The organism is Saccharospirillum alexandrii, assembly GCF_004000275.1.
GTDB lineage: Bacteria > Pseudomonadota > Gammaproteobacteria > Pseudomonadales > Natronospirillaceae > Saccharospirillum > Saccharospirillum alexandrii.
The window spans coordinates 957,185-973,669 of record NZ_RCIP01000001.1; the positions used below are offsets into that span (position 1 = coordinate 957,185).

Here is a 16,485-nt window from a genome sequence, read left to right on the forward strand (position 1 = left end):
GCAACTATTCATTTTTCTTTTCATTTTTTGGGGACTGCAGGGATGACCATTCTTGTTACCGGTGTGGCCGGGTTTATCGGGTGTGATGTGGCGCTTCAGTTGTTGGCCCAGGGCCATGAGGTGGTGGGCATCGATAACCTGAACGATTATTACGAAGTTCAGCTTAAGCGGGACCGGCTGGCGCGCATTGAAAGCGACCGGTTTACCTTTGTTGAGATGGGGGTTGAAGACCGGGTGGCCATGGCCAAACTGGCTGAAGAACACCGGTTTGAGCGCATTGTGCACTTGGCGGCGCAGGCCGGGGTGCGGTACTCCATCGAGAACCCCAGTGCCTATATCGATGCCAATCTGGTCGGGTTTGGCAATATTCTGGAGCTGGCGCGGCAGCAGCAGGTGGCGCACCTAGTGTATGCGTCGTCCAGCTCTGTGTATGGCGAGAACGAAAAACAGCCGTTCAGTGAAGACGACCCGGTAGACCACCCGGTCAGCCTGTATGCGGCCACCAAGAAAGCCAATGAAGTCATGGCGCACAGTTACAGCCATTTGTACGACCTGCCCACCACCGGACTGCGGTTTTTCACCGTCTATGGCCCCTGGGGCCGGCCAGATATGGCGCCGATGAAGTTTCTGAAACTGGTATCGGAAGGCAAACCGATCGATGTGTATAACCAGGGCAATATGCAGCGGGACTTCACCTTCATCGACGACATTGTCGCCGGTGTGCTGCAATCGCTCGATGCGCCCCCTACCCGCTCTGCCAAGGGCAACCACCACACGCCCGCCAGCAGCGATGCGCCCTACCGGGTTCTGAACATCGGCAATGCCAAGCCGGTGCACCTGATGGAGTTTATCGAGACGCTGGAGCGACATTGGGGTGCTGTGGCCGAGAAGAACTACCTGCCGATGCAACCCGGGGATGTGCCCATTACCTATGCGGATGCCAGCAAGCTGACGGCGTTAACCGGGTATCAGCCGAATACGAGCATTGATGACGGGGTTCGGGCGTTGGTGGAGTGGTATAAAGGGTATGAAAAGACGCAGAACATGAAGTGACGCAGGACATTAAAGGACGCAAAACACGAACTGACGTCTTTTAGTGTTCTGCGTCAGTTATTGTCTTGCGTCTTTACGTGTTTCGCGTCTTCTGATGTTCCACGTTATTTAACCACCCGCACCTGGCTTGTGGCCATTTCCAGCTCCCGTTCCTGGCTGAGCAAGTTCAGCAGTAAGATTACGCGCTCTTCGCCCTTGGTGGCTTTTACCACAGCTTCGATCGCCTGAAAGGCACCTTCGGTGATGGTGACGGTATCGCCGGGTTTGAATTCGGGTTCGGGTTCCTGACCGTTCAGGATTCTGCTGTGTCGCATGAGCGCGGTTACCAGAGAAACCGGCACTGGGCTGGGGTAACCGTGAAAGTTCACGATTTTGCAGACACCCCGGGTGGCGTTTACAGCGGCAAAGCTTTGTTGCGGTCGAATCAGTACGAACAGGTAGTGCGGGAATAGGCTTTCTACCCGTACCGTACGGCGGTTAGCGTGGGTTCGGCGCACGGTGTGCGTGGGGTGAAAACAGGTAAAACCCTGGTTTTTCAGGTGTTCTTCGGCACGGAAGCCATCGCGCGGTTTGCACTGCACCAGGTACCAGGCTGGCTGGCCAGGCAGAGCCTCATATTCGCCGGTATACGGATGATGCGAGGTGATCGGTTGCAATGTCATCGCGTGATCTCCTGTCGTTGCCGGTGGCTTCCCTGCCGCGGCGGTGTCCCTGGGTGAGCGCTCAAAACCGGCGCTCATACCTTTTGTATCACACTGGCTCAGTGCGCTTTTCGGTCTCTGAACAAATCGGCAATCAGGCTAACGAAAACCGCACCGAACAGCGTTAGCACCAACAGCGCAATCAGTGTTTTAACATCGCCGCTAGTAACCGCCCGCGGGGTTGTTTCAGCAAAAGACCCACCCATCGGCCGCACCAGTTCGCTCACTGTGCCCACGGCCTGGCGGCCGAGCTGCTGGTGAATGCGCCCTACCACGCGGGTATAGTCGCGCAGGGTTTCCAGAACCATGGGCAGGCGTTGCTGCACCTGGTCGACATAGCGCTGAATGTCTTCATCGTTTTCTTCAGCCCGATCGAGCGAAGCCAGAGTCAGCTCAATTTCCGCCATTTCATTCTGTACATCAAGGGCTTTGTTTTCGTATTCCAGCACCTGCTTTGTCAGCTCTTGCCGGTAGGCCAGGTCGTCGCCCTGGCGGGATACTTCCAGCAAGCGGTCGAGAAAGGCATCGCCCAGTTGCGGGGCCAGGCTGGCCTGCGGGGCATTGCCCGCGTTACCAGAAGCGGCACTCTGGCCCTCACTGCGGTACGAGTTCAGCACAGTGCGGGTGACTTCAGCACGTTGGTGCCACAACTGCTGCTGGAGTTCCAGTTCTTGCATGCGGCTGTTGTAAAACAGCCGCACAAAATCAGGGTCTCGTGCCAGGCCGAGTTCTTTTACCGGGTCGATCAGCTGGCGCAAGTCGTATTCGGCCACGTCGGCAATGGCTTTTTCGAGGTCTTCAAGTTTGTAGCCAGTTTCAGGGTCGGTCACGTTGGTGGAGTTTGGTTCCCGCTTAAGGGCGGCGATGTTTTCTTGCACCAGCCCAATGTTATCGAGCAGCAGCTCGATACCAACCAGATAATCGAGGCTCTCGAAACGCGCTTCGTCAAAAATACGCTCGGAATAAATGGGCAAGTTCAGTTCCAGCACGCCTTTTTCGCTGATGGCGCGTTCGGCCCAGGTGTTGGGAATATCGCGCAGGATCTCTCGGGCCTGTTCGGTGGTCAGTGTGCCATCGGGTAATTGCAGGGACAGCAGCATGCCACTGGCACTGGCGGTACGCAGATCGGACTGCATTTGTTGCTGCAACTCGGTGGCTTCTGCGGCCGAGAGGTTGCTGTTGTTCATGCGGCTGCGGTAGCGTTGAACAATCAGGAAGTGGTCGGGCGCATAAGGCTCTATGTTCAGGCCGCGCCGCAATTCGTCGAGCGTCAGCTCGGTGGCATCGAGCTGGTTCTCCTGGTACACGCGGCTGAGCACGGTGGAGCTGATGACATCGCTGATCAGAAAGGGAGAGCCATCTGGAAATTCGCCATTGGCGATGCCATCGAACGTCAGGTCGAAGGCTTGGCTGTAGGTAACGTTTTTGTCACTGGCCAAATAGCGCAATGCCAGAAACGCACTGAAGGCCAACGCGACCACCAGTAAGGCGATCATGGCCCGACCTTTGGTCGCCCAGACCCGTGCCATTAACGCACCAATATCGATTTCGTCGTCACTGGGGTCGCGACGTACTTGCTGATCAGTCATTTAACACTCCTGGTTGACCTTCGATCCTTTAAACGAACCAAGCCACATGGGCTTCGCCATTCTAGTCGAAAAGCCTTTAGAAACAACGGCATTGGCCATGTTTACCCTGATTTGGGACGCATTGCTCATACAGTGCAATCAAAGGCGCTCTGCAGGAACGCCTGGCCAGGGCTTGAAGCTCCGCGCCCTCACTCACACCAGCATTAACTAATGCGGGTACCGGGCGCAGCCTCAGTGTGGGCTTCCAGTACCCACAATTCATTACCACCGCCGGCGGCCAGTACCATGCCTTCACTCAGTCCAAAACGCATTTTGCGTGGCTTCAGATTATAGACGAGTACCACATTCTTACCGACTAACTGCTCCGGCTGGTAGTGGCTCTTGATGCCCGAGAACACCTGACGGGTTGTGCCTTCGCCGACATCCAGTTGCAGCCTGAGCAATTTGTCGGCGCCTTCAACGTGGTCGGCTTCGACGACTCGGGCAACGCGAAGGTCGAGCTTGGCGAAGTCACTGAATTCAATCTCAGCGCCCTGCTCCGCTGCATCGTCTGACTTGGCGGCTTTCTCGTTCCTGGCCGGTTGGGCCTGCGCCTGGCTTTGCCCGGCACCGGCGGCCGGGGTGCCGGTTCTGGCATCGGCGGCTACGTCTTCCTTGCTGGCTTCTATTAACGCATCGATCTGTGTCATTTCAATGCGCGTAAGCAGTGGCTTGAATTTGTTGATAGCGTGGCCGGTGAGCACGGTTTCACGATCCGTAAAGTTCAGGCTCTCGACGTTCAGGAAGGCTTTGACCTTCTCGTTCATATCGGGCAGTACCGGGCCCAGGTACAGGGTAATCAGCCGGAACAGGTGAATGCCCATGGAACACACATCGTGCACTTCCTGCTCGCGGCCTGCTTCTTTGGCCATGCTCCAGGGCGCTTTGGCTTGTATGTACTCGTTGGCGCGGTCGGCCAGGTTCATGATTTCACGTACGGCCTTGCTGAATTCACGCCGCTCGTACGCCTGGGCAATGGTGGTGCCAGCTTGTTGGAAATCGGCCAGCATTTGCGGTTCGGCAACGGTGTCAGACAAGCTGCCACCGGCTTTCTTGATGAAGCCCGCACACCGGCTGGCGATGTTGACCACCTTGCCGACCAGGTCGGAGTTCACTCGCTGTGCGAAATCCGTCAAGCTCAAGTCAATGTCTTCAACACCAGAGCCGAGTTTCGCCGCGTAATAGTAACGCAGGTATTCCGGGTTCAGGTGCTCCAGGTACGTTTTGGCCATGATGAAGGTGCCACGGGATTTGGACATCTTCTCGCCGTTCACGGTGATGTAGCCGTGGGCGAACACGCCACTTGGCTTGCGGTAGCCGGCGTTTTCGAGCATGGCGGGCCAGAACAGGGCGTGGAAGTTGATGATGTCTTTGCCGATGAAGTGGTACAGCTCGGCCATAGAATCCGACTTCCAGTAATCATCGAACTCCAGGTCATCGCGGCGGTCGCACAGGTTTTTGAAGCTGGCCATGTAGCCGATGGGGGCATCGAGCCAGACATAGAAGAACTTGCCGGGGGCGCCGGGAATCTCGAAACCGAAATACGGCGCATCGCGGCTGACGTCCCATTCCTGCAGTTCGGCGTCGAGCCATTCAGCGAGCTTATTGGCGACGCTGTCTTGCAAGGTACCGGAGCGGGTCCATTCTTTCAGCATGGCCTGGCATTCAGGCAGCTTGAAGAAGAAGTGTTCGGATTCGCGCACTTCCGGAGTGGCACCCGTGTAAGCAGACTTCGGGTTAATCAGCTCATTCGGTTCGTACGTGGCGCTGCACACTTCGCAGGCATCGCCGTACTGGTCTTCACTGCCACATTTCGGGCAGGTGCCTTTTACGAAGCGGTCGGCCAGGAAAATTTCTTTCACCGGGTCGTACAGCTGGCTGATGGTGCGCACGTTGATCATGTCGTTTTCTTTCAGGCGCGTGTAGATCAGCTCGGCGTAGTAACGGTTTTCATCCGAATGAGTGCTGTAGTAGTTGTGGTGGTCGATCAGAAAGCCACCAAAATCGCGCATGTGGTCGGCCTGAACGGCTTTGATCAGGTCTTCCGGGGTTTTGCCTTCTTTCTCGGCCCGCAACATGACCGCTGTTCCATGAGTGTCGTCCGCGCAGACGTAGGTGCACATATTGCCCATGCTGTTCTGAAACCGAACCCAGATGTCGGTTTGAATGTGTTCCAGCATGTGACCCAGATGAATGGGGCCGTTGGCGTATGGCAGGGCACTGGTGACCAGTATCTTGCGGCGGTCGGGCATGGGGGTTCCTTATTTAGCTGTTAGCTGCGAGCTGTTAGCTTTGAGTTAAAACAAACGCGATGAGTTTTCGCAGAGCCGGGCATTCTACCTGATGGCGTGGTGTTGAGAAACGGGGTTTTTTGAATTCAGCCGCGAGTTTTGAGCTGTTCGCTACTAGCTCGCGGCTCGTAGCTCGTAGCTCGTACCTCGCCCCTAATGCTATCATTGCAGGCATTGTTATATTCAACGGTTCAAACCAAGGAGTTCCAAGGATGATTATTCCCGTTTTGCTCGCAGGAGGCGTCGGTTCCCGGCTGTGGCCGGTTTCCCGGGAGCTGTTCCCCAAGCAATGCATCGCCCTGGCCGATCCGGAGCTGAGCCTGGCTCAGCAGACGCTGAAACGAGTGCAGGCTGCAGGCATCGGTGCCGAGCCCATTGTGGTGTGCAACGATGAACACCGTTTCCTCATCGCCCAGCAAATGGCCGACCTGGGCACCAAAGCCGAGCTGATTCTGGAGCCCGAAGGCCGCAATACCGCACCGGCCATTGCTCTGGCAGCGTTTCAGGCACTGGAACGGGACCCGGAAGCCACCCTGGTGGTGTTGCCAGCCGACCACGTCATGAAAGACACCGAGGCCTTTCGTGCCTCGGTTCAGGAAGCCATTATTCAATCGAAGAGTGATTTGCTGGTCACCTTTGGCATTAAGCCCACCTACCCGGAAACCGGCTATGGTTACATTGAAGCGGCCGCTACCGATGTGACCAGCGCCGTGGTCGCCTTCCGTGAAAAGCCGGATGCCGACACCGCCGCCCGTTACCTGGCCGCTGGCAATTACTTCTGGAACAGCGGTATGTTCGTGTTCAAGGCGCGGGTATATCTGGAAGAGCTGAAGCAATTTCAGCCGGCCATTTACGACGCCACACAGGCAGCCATGGTCAACAAGTACGCAGACCTCGACTTCATTCGGGTGGATGCAGAAGCCTTCGCGCAGAGCCCGTCGGACTCCATCGACTACGCCATTATGGAACGCACCGAGCGCGCTGTGGTGGTGCCCTACAACGGCGACTGGAGCGACATCGGCGCCTGGTCGGCCCTGTATGATCTGAGCGAGAAAGACGAACAAGACAATGTGCTGCAAGGCGATGTGCTCACCGAAGACGCCAGCGGCAACCTGATTCGCGCTGAAAGCCGCCTGGTAGCCGCCATTGGCGTGCAAAATATGGCGATCATCGAAACCGACGATGCCGTGGTGGTGGTGCCGCGCGAGCGGGCTCAGGATGTGAAGTTCATCGTGAACCAGCTGAAAGCCGCAGGGCGGACCGAGCACCATGTGCATGCCCGGGTTCACCGCCCCTGGGGCTCATACAAGACCATAAACCTGGGTGATCGCCACCAGGTGAAGCGCATTACCGTGAAACCGGGTGAAAAGCTCTCGGTTCAGATGCACCACCACCGCGCTGAACACTGGGTAGTGGTGAGCGGCACTGCCAACGTTACCATAGGAGAGAAGACTCAAATGCTCAGCGAGAACGAATCGGTCTACATTCCCATTGGCACCGTGCACGCCCTGGAAAACCCGGGCAAGATTTCGCTGGAGCTGATTGAAGTGCAGACCGGCAGTTATTTGGGCGAAGACGACATTGTGCGCTTTACCGACCGGTATGGGCGGCAGTAACACCAGCTTTGGCCGGGGCACTGCCCCGGTAACCTCTGTTACGACTTTTATTTCCCTTACCCCGCCCCCACCCTGCTGTCATAGCCACGTTAAGGACCCAGCATGTCGACTGAACGCATACTCCAGGCGCTGAACACCCTGAAAGACCCCCACACCGACCGGCCTTTTGCCGATACGGCCGACATCGACATTACCGAGGGCTCACCGGTTAAGATCTCGGTAACGCTCCACTACGCTGCCGGGCAATATCGGGAAGGGCTGGCTATGTTGCTGGCCAGCCACATTGAAGCCCAGGTGGATGATGTTGAAGTAGAGGTCTCCGTCCACTGTGAGATTGGCTCCGTGAACCTGCGGGAAAACCTGCCAGGCATGGAGAACATCAAGAACATCATCGCCGTGGCCTCTGGCAAAGGCGGGGTTGGCAAGAGCACCACGGCCGTTAACCTGGCGCTGGCGCTGCAGGCCGAAGGCGCCCGGGTTGGTTTGCTGGATGCCGACATCTATGGCCCGAGCATTGGCACCATGCTGGGTGTGCCCGAAGGCACCAAGCCAGAGACGGTAGACAACAAATTCTTTAGGCCCGTAGAAGCCCATGGCCTGCAAAGTATGTCGATGGCCTATCTGGTAACCGAGAAAACGCCCATGGTGTGGCGTGGGCCTATGGTCTCGGGAGCGTTACAGCAATTATTAACGCAAACGCAGTGGGATAATCTGGATTATCTGGTCGTCGACATGCCCCCGGGCACCGGCGATATTCAGCTGACGCTGGCGCAAAAAGTGCCGGTATCGGGCTCTGTGATCGTCACCACCCCGCAAGACATTGCCCTGCTGGATGCGCGCAAGGGCATCGAAATGTTCCGCAAAGTGAATATTCCGGTACTGGGCATCGTTGAGAATATGGCGATGCATGTGTGTTCAAATTGCGGGCATGTTGAACATATTTTCGGCGAAGGCGGCGGCGCACAGCTCTCAGAAGACTACGATGTGAGCCTGCTGGAAAGCCTGCCGCTGGACATCAGCATTCGCACCCAGACCGACAGTGGCAAACCCACCGTCATCGCAGAGCCGGATGGTGAAGTGGCGGCGCATTACTTTGTGCTGGCGCGGAAGACCGCTGCGGCGCTGGCCTTGCAGGGCGCTGACGCCGGGCCCGAGATTTCGTTTGTGTGAAACGCTATTCGGGCCAGGGGGATGGCCTCCTCTAACCTCATCCCCCACGCCAAGCCTTTATACCGGGTTCCGGCCCACCGAATAATACTGAATGCCCTTCTTCTGCATCCGCTTGGGCTCAAACAGGTTGCGGCCATCGAAGATAACCGGGTCGGCCAGTTGTTGTTTAATGGCGTCGAAATCCGGCACCCGGAACGGCTGCCATTCCGTCACAATGGCCAGGGCATCGGCGCCTTTGAGCGCAGCTTCTTTGGTGCCACACAGGGTTAACCCCTCTTCATTGCCATAAATGCGCTGAGTTTCTTCCATGGCTTCGGGGTCGTAGGCCTGCACTTTGGCGCCAGCGGCCCACAACGCTTCCATCAGCACACGACTTGGCGCTTCGCGCATGTCGTCGGTGTTGGGTTTGAAACTCAGGCCCCACACCGCGAAGGTTTTGCCTTTCAGGTCGCCGTTGTAATGCGCGTTAATCTTGCTGAACAGCGTGGTTTTCTGTTCGTAGTTACGCGCCTCTACGGCTTTCAACACCTTGGCGTCGAAGTCGATGCCATCAGCGGTGCGGATCAGCGCCTGAACGTCTTTCGGGAAACATGAGCCGCCGTAGCCAACGCCGGGGTAAATGAACTGGTAACCAATGCGTGGGTCACTGCCGATGCCGTGGCGCACGGCTTCGATGTCGGCGCCCAGGCGTTCGGCCAGGTTGGCGATTTCGTTCATGAAGCTGATTTTAGTGGCCAGCATGCAGTTGGCGGCGTATTTGGTCAGCTCGGCGCTGCGCACGTCCATCTGGATGATTTTTTCGTGGTTGCGATTAAACGGCTCGTACAGCTCGCGCATGGCTTCGATGGAGTCGGCGCTTTCCGTGCCGATGACGATGCGGTCGGGCCGCATGCAGTCGTTTACCGCCGCGCCTTCTTTCAGGAATTCTGGGTTGGAGACAACATCGAAAGTCAGCTTGGCATCGGAGCGTTTTGCCAGAACATCGCTGATGGCAGCGGTTACTTTGTCGGCGGTGCCCACCGGGACGGTCGATTTGTTCACCACAATGGTATGGCGGTTCATGTTCTCGGCGATGGTGCGAGCCACGGCCAGCACGTACTTCAGGTCGGCACTGCCGTCTTCATCGGGCGGGGTACCCACGGCGATGAACTGGATGTCGCCATGGGCGACGGCTGCAGCAGCATCGGTGGTGAAGCTGAGTCGACCGGATTCGTGGTTGGCCTTGACCATGGGCTCGAGCCCCGGCTCGTAGATGGGGATGATGCCTTTTTTCAGGTTCTCGACCCGGCTGGCATCGACATCGACACACACGACCTCGTGCCCGGCCTCAGCCAGACAGGTTCCCTGCACCAGGCCGACGTAGCCAATACCAAATACAGTAATCTTCATTGTTTATCCCTTCACGTTTCGGGTGTAAGACGGTTTTACGTTGGTTGCGCGCAGTTTACCGCAGGAGGTTGGGGGCTGCGACACCCGATTGCTTGACCTTTACCCAACGACCGATGTTAGATACACGCCCTTTTTTCAGTGCAGACTTTTGGATGAACGTTATCGATGGGTGAACTCTTTGCCATATTAGCCGCACTGTCGTGGACGCTGGCCGCCTATGGGTTTCGCCATCTGGGCACTGCCCTGTCGCCGTTGCAGCTGAATTTCTGGAAAGGTCTGCTGGCCTGCGCTGGTTTACTGGTGTTTATCTGGGTTTCGGGTCAGTGGGTCGCCATTCCGCCCGAAGTATTAACCCCGTTGCTGCTCAGTGGCTTCATTGGCATTACGCTGGGCGATACCTTTATTTTCTCGGCGCTGAACCGAATTGGTGAACGCACGACGCTGTCGATTGCCGAATCGAGCGCGCCCTTGTTTGCCATAGGCCTGGGCATGTTGTGGCTAAGCGAGTTTTTGACGCTGTGGCAATGGCTGGGGGCGGCGATGATCATCCCGGCGCTGTTCTGGGTGCTGGAGCCGGAAAATCCGGCGCATCGCAGCCATCCCTTTCTGGGCATGGCGTTCGCCCTTGGGGCGGCCTTGTGTCAGGCGCTGGGCATGGTGTTTATGCGCGAGGTATTTCTGGCGGTTGATATGCCGGCATCACAGGCGTCGTTTTTGCGGCTGGCGGCCGGCATTACCGCCATTCCCCTGATCATCGGCTTGCAACGCAAGGCATTCTGGCCCCGGTTGACAGGCCGCCAATGGGCAATTCTGGCGCTGAGTACCTTTGTGGGTACGCTGCTGGCTATCTGGTTTCAGCAATTGGCGGTTAAACGTACCGAGGCCGGTGTGGTGCAAACCCTGATCGCAACCTGCGCCATAATGGCGTTTTCGATTGACCGGATACGCGGGCATCGCGCCAGTCGCAAGGCCTGGGGCGGCATGTTGCTGGCGGTGGCGGGTGTGGCGGTGATTGCGCTAAACGGGGCTACACACTGACCTCTGCCGATCGTTTGTGGCACCAACGTTTTATAACCATAACCAAACACACTAAACCGATTCCGCCAATTACCTTGTTAGCTATATAACAATTCACGATAATAGCGGTCTATTTTCTTATCACCCCATACACCGTTAAGGCCGTCTTTTAGATGAGCGACTACCTGCTTTTGCTGGTTGGCACCATTCTGGTTAACAACTTTGTTCTGGTTCAGTTTCTCGGGCTGTGCCCCTTTATGGGCGTGTCGAGCAAGCTGGAGACGGCCGTGGGCATGTCGGCCGCGACAACCTTTGTGCTGACGCTCTCCTCGGTGGCAAGCTATGTGGTGTACACCTGGTTGCTCGAACCACTGGGGTTAACCTACCTCAGAACCATCAGCTTTATTCTGGTGATCGCCTTTATGGTGCAATTTACCGAGATGCTGGTGCGCAAGACCAGCCCGCTGCTGTACCGGGTGCTGGGCATCTTTCTACCGCTGATCACCACCAACTGTGCGGTACTTGGGGTGGCGTTGCTGAACATCAGCCGCCAAAACAGTTTGATTGAAAGCTTTTTATACGGCTTTGGCGCGGCCGTCGGCTTTTCGCTGGTGCTGGTGCTGTTTGCCGCCATGCGTGAACGGCTGGCGGTGGCCGATGTGCCGGTGCCGTTTCAGGGCGCGGCCATTGGGCTGGTGGCGGCGGGCATTATGTCGCTCGCCTTTATGGGTTTCTCTGGTCTGGTGACGTTGGGGTAATTTATGTGGATCGCGGTTGTCACCCTGCTCATTCTGGCCGCTGTGCTTGGCGGCTTGCTTGGTTTTGCTTCGGTGCGGTTCCGGCCCGAGGGGAACCCCATTGTCGATAACATCGACGACATTCTGCCGCAAACCCAGTGTGGCCAGTGCGGCTACCCGGGTTGCCGCCCCTATGCCGAAGCCATTGCCAATGGCGACAAGATCAATAAGTGCCCGCCCGGCGGCGAAGCCACCATTCAGGCCCTGGCCGACCTGCTCGATGTAGAACCCGAACCGCTCGATGCCGAACATGGTGTAGAGAAAGGCCGCACCGTCGCGGTGATTCGCGAAGATGAATGCATTGGCTGCACCAAATGCATTCAGGCCTGCCCGGTCGATGCCATTCTGGGCGCGGCCAAACAGATGCACACCGTGATCGAAAGCGAATGCACCGGCTGCGACCTGTGCGTCGAGCCCTGCCCGGTCGACTGCATTGATATGGTGCCCATTGAAGTCACCCTGCGCAGCTGGCACTGGGACAAACCCGAACCCGGGGTTAGCCTGATCGCGACCGATCAGCCTTCAGACCGGGAGCGTGCCGCATGACTGCCCAGGCTGTAATCGTGACCGACAAGGTGTTTTCGCTGAAAGGCGGTATTCACCCGGATGAACGCAAAACACTCTCAAACACCACTCCCATCACCGAGGTGCCGCTGCCTTCAGTCTTGGTGTTGCCGCTGACCATGCATCTGGGCGCTCCGGCCGACCCGGTGGTATCCGTCGGGTCTACGGTACGCAAAGGCGACGTACTGGCAACAGCCGTTGGCGGCATAAGCGCGGCCGTGCATGCGCCCACATCGGGCCGTATCTGTGCCATTGAAGACCGCGTAATCGCCCATGAATCCGGTTTGCCGGCCCCCTGCATTCTGCTCGAAGCCGATGGCGAGGACGACTGGCGCAACCGTAACGGGCTGCCCAACTGGCGCGAGCAACCGATTGATGATCTGATTCAGCGCCTGCGCGATTGCGGCGTGGTTGGCCAGGGTGGCGCCGGCTTCCCGACCGATGTGAAATACCGCAACAAACACAAGCCGATCACTACCCTGCTGATTAACGCCGCCGAGTGCGAACCCTACATCACCGCCGACGACCGCCTGATGCGCGAACGCGCCGATGAGGTTCTGCAAGGTGCCGTCATCGCCAAACATTTGCTCGCGGCCAACACGATTCGACTTGGCATTGAGGACAACAAGCCGCAGGCACTGGCCGCCATGCGCGAAGCCGCTGACCGCCTGGGGATCGACCTGCGCATCAATGTGGTGCCGACGAAATACCCAAGCGGCGGCGAACGTCAGTTGATTCAACTGGTCACCGGCCAGGAAGTACCTCGCGGTGGTTTGCCGAGCGATCTGGGCATTGTGTGCCAGAACGTGGGTACCCTGGCCAGCATCTACCGGGCCATTGTGTTTGATGAACCTCTTATCAGCCGGGTGACTACCGTGACCGGTGAGGCCGTAGACGCGCCGGGCAATTACGAGGTACGTATTGGCACCCCCATCGAGACGGTACTGAACCAGGCCGGTGTTCACCTGAAAAAAGCGGACCGGGTGATCATGGGTGGCCCGATGATGGGCTTTGCCATTCCCGACATTACCGCGCCACTGATGAAAACCACCAACTGCCTGCTGGTGCCCACGCGCAAGGAACTGCCCCGGCCCATGCCGGATAACCCCTGCATTCGCTGCGGCTTGTGCGAACAAGCCTGCCCGGTCAATCTGCTGCCACAGCAGCTGTTCTGGGCGTCAAAACACCGGGATCTCGACGCCGCCGAATTGCATTCGATCAACGATTGCATCGAATGCGGTGCCTGCGCCTATGTGTGCCCAAGCCGAATTCCGCTGGTGCAATATTACCGCTACGCCAAGGGTGAATTGCGCAACGAACAGGAAGAGCAGATCAAATCGGAACGGGCCCGGGCGCGCTTTGAAGCCCGCCAGGCCCGGCTGGAAAAAGAGCGTCTGGAGAAAGAGGCCCGCCGCAAAGCCCGCGCCAAAGCGGCGGCCGAAGCCCGTGCCGCCAAGGCTGAAAACGGCAGCGGCGAGCCCGATGCCCAGGACGATGCCATCAAAGCCGCCATGGCGCGCGCCAAGGCAAAAAAGGCCGGTGCTGCACAGAACACAGCAGAACTGAGCCGGGAAGACCTTGAAAAAGCGCTGGAACTGGCGGCAACCAAAGTCAAAAAAGCCAATGAGCGGCTTGTGGTCGCCGAACAGGAATCGCCGGATATGGTGCCCGCACTGCGCAAGGCGCTGACCAAACTGGAAGAGAAACATCGTACGGCCCAAGCCGCACTGGACAACGCCGCTCATGGCGAACCGACCCGTACCGACGCCAAAAAGGAAACCGATTCATGACGGGGCTTAATCTGACCTCACCGCACGTGACCGGTCGCACCTCCGTCAGATGGGTGATGGGCTGGGTGTTGCTGGCCCTGGTGCCGGGCTGGATAGTGCTGATCGTCAGCTTCAGCCTTGGCTATGCCATTAATATGGTGCTGGCGTTACTGACAGCGCTGATCGCCGAGGCGCTGCTGCTGGCCTGGCGTGGCCGACCGGTGATGTTCTTTTTGAAAGACCTGAGCGCACTGGTGACCGCGGCCCTGCTCGCGCTGGCGCTGCCGCCGCTGGCACCCTGGTGGCTAACCGTTTTGGGCACGATGATCGCCATTGTGTTCGCCAAACAACTGTTCGGTGGGCTGGGCAACAACCCGTTCAACCCGGCCATGGTTGCCTATGCCCTGCTGCTGGTGTCGTTGCCGCTGTACATGACCACGCGCTGGGCCAGCCCCGATTTTTCGCTCCCGATCGCTGATACATTGGCGATTATTTTCGCGGGCCAGACCCCGGTCGATGGCGCAACGGGTGCCACCCCGCTGGATGTCTATAAGCTGGATATCTCGCGGCTAACCTCAGCTGAAGTGCTGCAATCGCCCATTTTCGGCAGCTGGGTCGCCGAAGGCTGGGATGTGGCCAACCTGGCGTTTCTGGCTGGCGGCGGTCTCTTGCTGTGGAAGCGCATCATCACCTGGCACATCCCGGTCAGCTTTCTGGCGGGCCTTGGCATTATGGCACTCTTGTTCAGCGGCGATGCCGACGTGCGCACGCCGATCGACCTGCACCTGTTTGCCGGGGCCACCATGCTGGGCGCCTTCTTCATCGCCACAGACCCGGTCAGTGCGGCAACGAGCAACCGGGGCAAGCTGGTGTATGGCGCTGGCATTGGCGTGCTGATCTACCTGATTCGAACCTGGGGCAATTACCCCGATGCGGTGGCTTTTGCCGTGTTGCTGATGAACTTTGCCGCCCCGCTGATTGACCATTACACCCGCCCTCGCGTTTACGGCCACGACAAATCGGTGAAAGGCTTCAAGAATGACTGACGAAACCGATAACAACGCACAACCGGACACCGGCGCCGAAGCACCCATCACGCTGACGCAGGCGATTCGCCGCAGTGCCATCGGTCTGGGCATTTTTGCTGTGTTCACGGCGGGCATTATTGCCGTTACCCAGACGTTGACGGCCGACCGCATAGATGCGAACCAGCGCGAATTCGAAGCCCGCGCTCTCTATGAACTGGTACCCGAACGACTGCGCGACAACGACTTGCTGGAAACCGCATACTCGGTAAATCTACCAGCGTTAACTGAGACCACTCAACTGCGACTGAATCGTGAGGCAACCTGGTACCAGGCAAGAAAAGATGAAGAGGTCACTGCGGTTATTCTGCCCTTTGTTGCACCCGAGGGTTATACCGAACCCATTCGACTGGTGGCCGCCATTGATGCCAGTGGCACTTTGCTTGGGGTACGGGTCATCACCCACAAGGAAACACCGGGCCTGGGTGACCAGATAGAAACCAGCAAATCGGACTGGATATTCAGTTTCGACGGCCAGTCGTTCGAGACGATTGAGCCCGATCAGTGGCAGGTAAAAAAAGACGGCGGCGCCTTCGACCAGATGACCGGGGCCACCATCACCCCCCGCGCCATCGTGCGCGCCGTGGCCAGAACACTGACGTTCTTCGAGACCAACCGGGCGGTGCTGCTGAGCACCGACCCTGACACCACCGGAGTCGATTCATGAGCGACACGACCCCCACCAAAAGCACAGCCTCGGCCCGCGAGCTGACACGCAACGGCTTGTGGAACAACAACGCTGCCCTGGTGCAACTGCTGGGCCTGTGCCCCCTGCTCGCGGTTACCGGTTCGGTGGTAAACGCGCTTGGGTTGGGTATTGCCACCATGGTGGTGCTGGTCGGTTCCAACACGGCGGTCTCACTGATTCGCCATTACGTGCCGGACTCGGTGCGGTTGCCAGCCTTTGTGATGATCATCGCTTCCTTTACGACCTGCGCTGAATTGTTGATGCAGGCGTTCACCTACGAGCTTTATCAGGTGCTGGGTATCTTCATTCCGTTGATCGTCACCAATTGCACCATTCTCGGCCGCGCCGATGCCTTTGCCCGCAAGAATCCGGTACTGCCGGCAATGCTCGATGGCTTTATGATGTCACTGGGGTTTCTGGCGGTGTTGATAGTGCTCGGTGGTCTGCGTGAACTGATTGGCCAGGGCACCCTGTTTACCAATATGGATCTGATTTTTGGGCCCGTTGCAGAAAGCTGGGAAATCACTCTGTTTCCCAATTATCCGGATTTTCTGTTTGCCGTTTTGCCGCCCGGCGCTTTCGTGGGCTTGGGTTTGTTAATTGCGGTGAAGAACCGGGTGGACTCGGGTATCGAAAAACGAAAGGCCGCAAAAGCCGAGAAGCCGGTTGCTGGCTCCAAACGCGTGCGGGTAACTGGGAGCATCAGTTAGCGGAATC

14 protein-coding genes are annotated in these 16,485 nt (G+C 57.9%); 10 read left to right on the forward strand and 4 right to left on the reverse strand.

What is annotated here, in order from left to right; all coding sequences use genetic code 11:
• The first annotated feature begins 42 nt into the window (after window positions 1-42).
• Window positions 43-1,053 (forward strand): NAD-dependent epimerase, encoded by a 1,011-nt coding sequence (locus EP166_RS04470; RefSeq protein WP_127555580.1) that lies wholly within the window; start codon window positions 43-45, stop codon window positions 1,051-1,053.
• A gap of 104 nt (window positions 1,054-1,157) precedes the next feature.
• Here EP166_RS04470 and rfaH read toward each other — a convergent pair whose 3' ends face one another.
• The 3 genes from rfaH to metG form a co-directional block, all read right to left on the reverse strand.
• Window positions 1,158-1,715 carry a transcription/translation regulatory transformer protein RfaH gene (gene rfaH / locus EP166_RS04475; RefSeq protein WP_164743811.1) on the reverse strand — a complete coding sequence of 186 codons (558 nt, stop codon included), beginning with the start codon at window positions 1,713-1,715 and terminating at the stop codon, window positions 1,158-1,160.
• Between the two features lie 98 nt (window positions 1,716-1,813).
• Window positions 1,814-3,343 (reverse strand): hypothetical protein, encoded by a 1,530-nt coding sequence (locus EP166_RS04480; RefSeq protein WP_127555582.1) that lies wholly within the window; start codon window positions 3,341-3,343, stop codon window positions 1,814-1,816.
• Between the two features lie 203 nt (window positions 3,344-3,546).
• On the reverse strand, window positions 3,547-5,634 hold the full coding sequence (metG, locus tag EP166_RS04485; RefSeq protein ID WP_127555583.1) for a methionine--tRNA ligase: 2,088 nt from the start codon (window positions 5,632-5,634) through the stop codon (window positions 3,547-3,549).
• A gap of 251 nt (window positions 5,635-5,885) precedes the next feature.
• Between metG and EP166_RS04490 the strand changes: the two genes are divergently transcribed.
• Window positions 5,886-7,289, forward strand: coding sequence for a mannose-1-phosphate guanylyltransferase/mannose-6-phosphate isomerase (locus EP166_RS04490; protein ID WP_127555584.1), 1,404 nt, complete (start codon window positions 5,886-5,888; stop codon window positions 7,287-7,289).
• Between the two features lie 102 nt (window positions 7,290-7,391).
• The gene (gene apbC / locus EP166_RS04495; protein WP_127555585.1) at window positions 7,392-8,459 is read left to right on the forward strand and encodes an iron-sulfur cluster carrier protein ApbC; all 1,068 of its coding nucleotides are present in this window, start codon (window positions 7,392-7,394) and stop codon (window positions 8,457-8,459) included.
• Between the two features lie 57 nt (window positions 8,460-8,516).
• On the opposite strand, the gene EP166_RS04500 is transcribed toward apbC, so the two are convergent.
• Window positions 8,517-9,848, reverse strand: coding sequence for a UDP-glucose dehydrogenase family protein (locus tag EP166_RS04500; protein WP_127555586.1), 1,332 nt, complete (start codon window positions 9,846-9,848; stop codon window positions 8,517-8,519).
• A 165-nt stretch (window positions 9,849-10,013) separates the two neighbouring features.
• Between EP166_RS04500 and EP166_RS04505 the strand changes: the two genes are divergently transcribed.
• The 7 genes from EP166_RS04505 to EP166_RS04535 all read left to right on the forward strand — a co-directional run bounded on the left by EP166_RS04505 (window position 10,014) and on the right by EP166_RS04535 (window position 16,478).
• Window positions 10,014-10,886 (forward strand): DMT family transporter, encoded by an 873-nt coding sequence (locus EP166_RS04505; RefSeq protein ID WP_127555587.1) that lies wholly within the window; start codon window positions 10,014-10,016, stop codon window positions 10,884-10,886.
• A gap of 152 nt (window positions 10,887-11,038) precedes the next feature.
• On the forward strand, window positions 11,039-11,623 hold the full coding sequence (gene rsxA, locus EP166_RS04510; RefSeq protein ID WP_028672676.1) for an electron transport complex subunit RsxA: 585 nt from the start codon (window positions 11,039-11,041) through the stop codon (window positions 11,621-11,623).
• A gap of 3 nt (window positions 11,624-11,626) precedes the next feature.
• A complete protein-coding gene (rsxB, locus tag EP166_RS04515; RefSeq protein WP_127555588.1) occupies window positions 11,627-12,208 on the forward strand; it encodes an electron transport complex subunit RsxB in 582 nt (193 codons plus the stop codon).
• A complete protein-coding gene (gene rsxC / locus EP166_RS04520; protein WP_127555589.1) occupies window positions 12,205-14,016 on the forward strand; it encodes an electron transport complex subunit RsxC in 1,812 nt (603 codons plus the stop codon). The genes rsxB and rsxC overlap by 4 nt, the downstream gene beginning before the upstream one ends.
• On the forward strand, window positions 14,013-15,041 hold the full coding sequence (locus EP166_RS04525) for an RnfABCDGE type electron transport complex subunit D (protein WP_127555590.1): 1,029 nt from the start codon (window positions 14,013-14,015) through the stop codon (window positions 15,039-15,041). Before rsxC ends, EP166_RS04525 begins: the two co-directional genes overlap by 4 nt.
• Window positions 15,034-15,747, forward strand: coding sequence for an electron transport complex subunit RsxG (rsxG, locus tag EP166_RS04530; protein ID WP_127555591.1), 714 nt, complete (start codon window positions 15,034-15,036; stop codon window positions 15,745-15,747). The genes EP166_RS04525 and rsxG overlap by 8 nt, the downstream gene beginning before the upstream one ends.
• On the forward strand, window positions 15,744-16,478 hold the full coding sequence (locus EP166_RS04535; RefSeq protein WP_127555592.1) for an electron transport complex subunit E: 735 nt from the start codon (window positions 15,744-15,746) through the stop codon (window positions 16,476-16,478). The genes rsxG and EP166_RS04535 overlap by 4 nt, the downstream gene beginning before the upstream one ends.
• Window positions 16,479-16,485 lie beyond the last annotated feature (7 nt).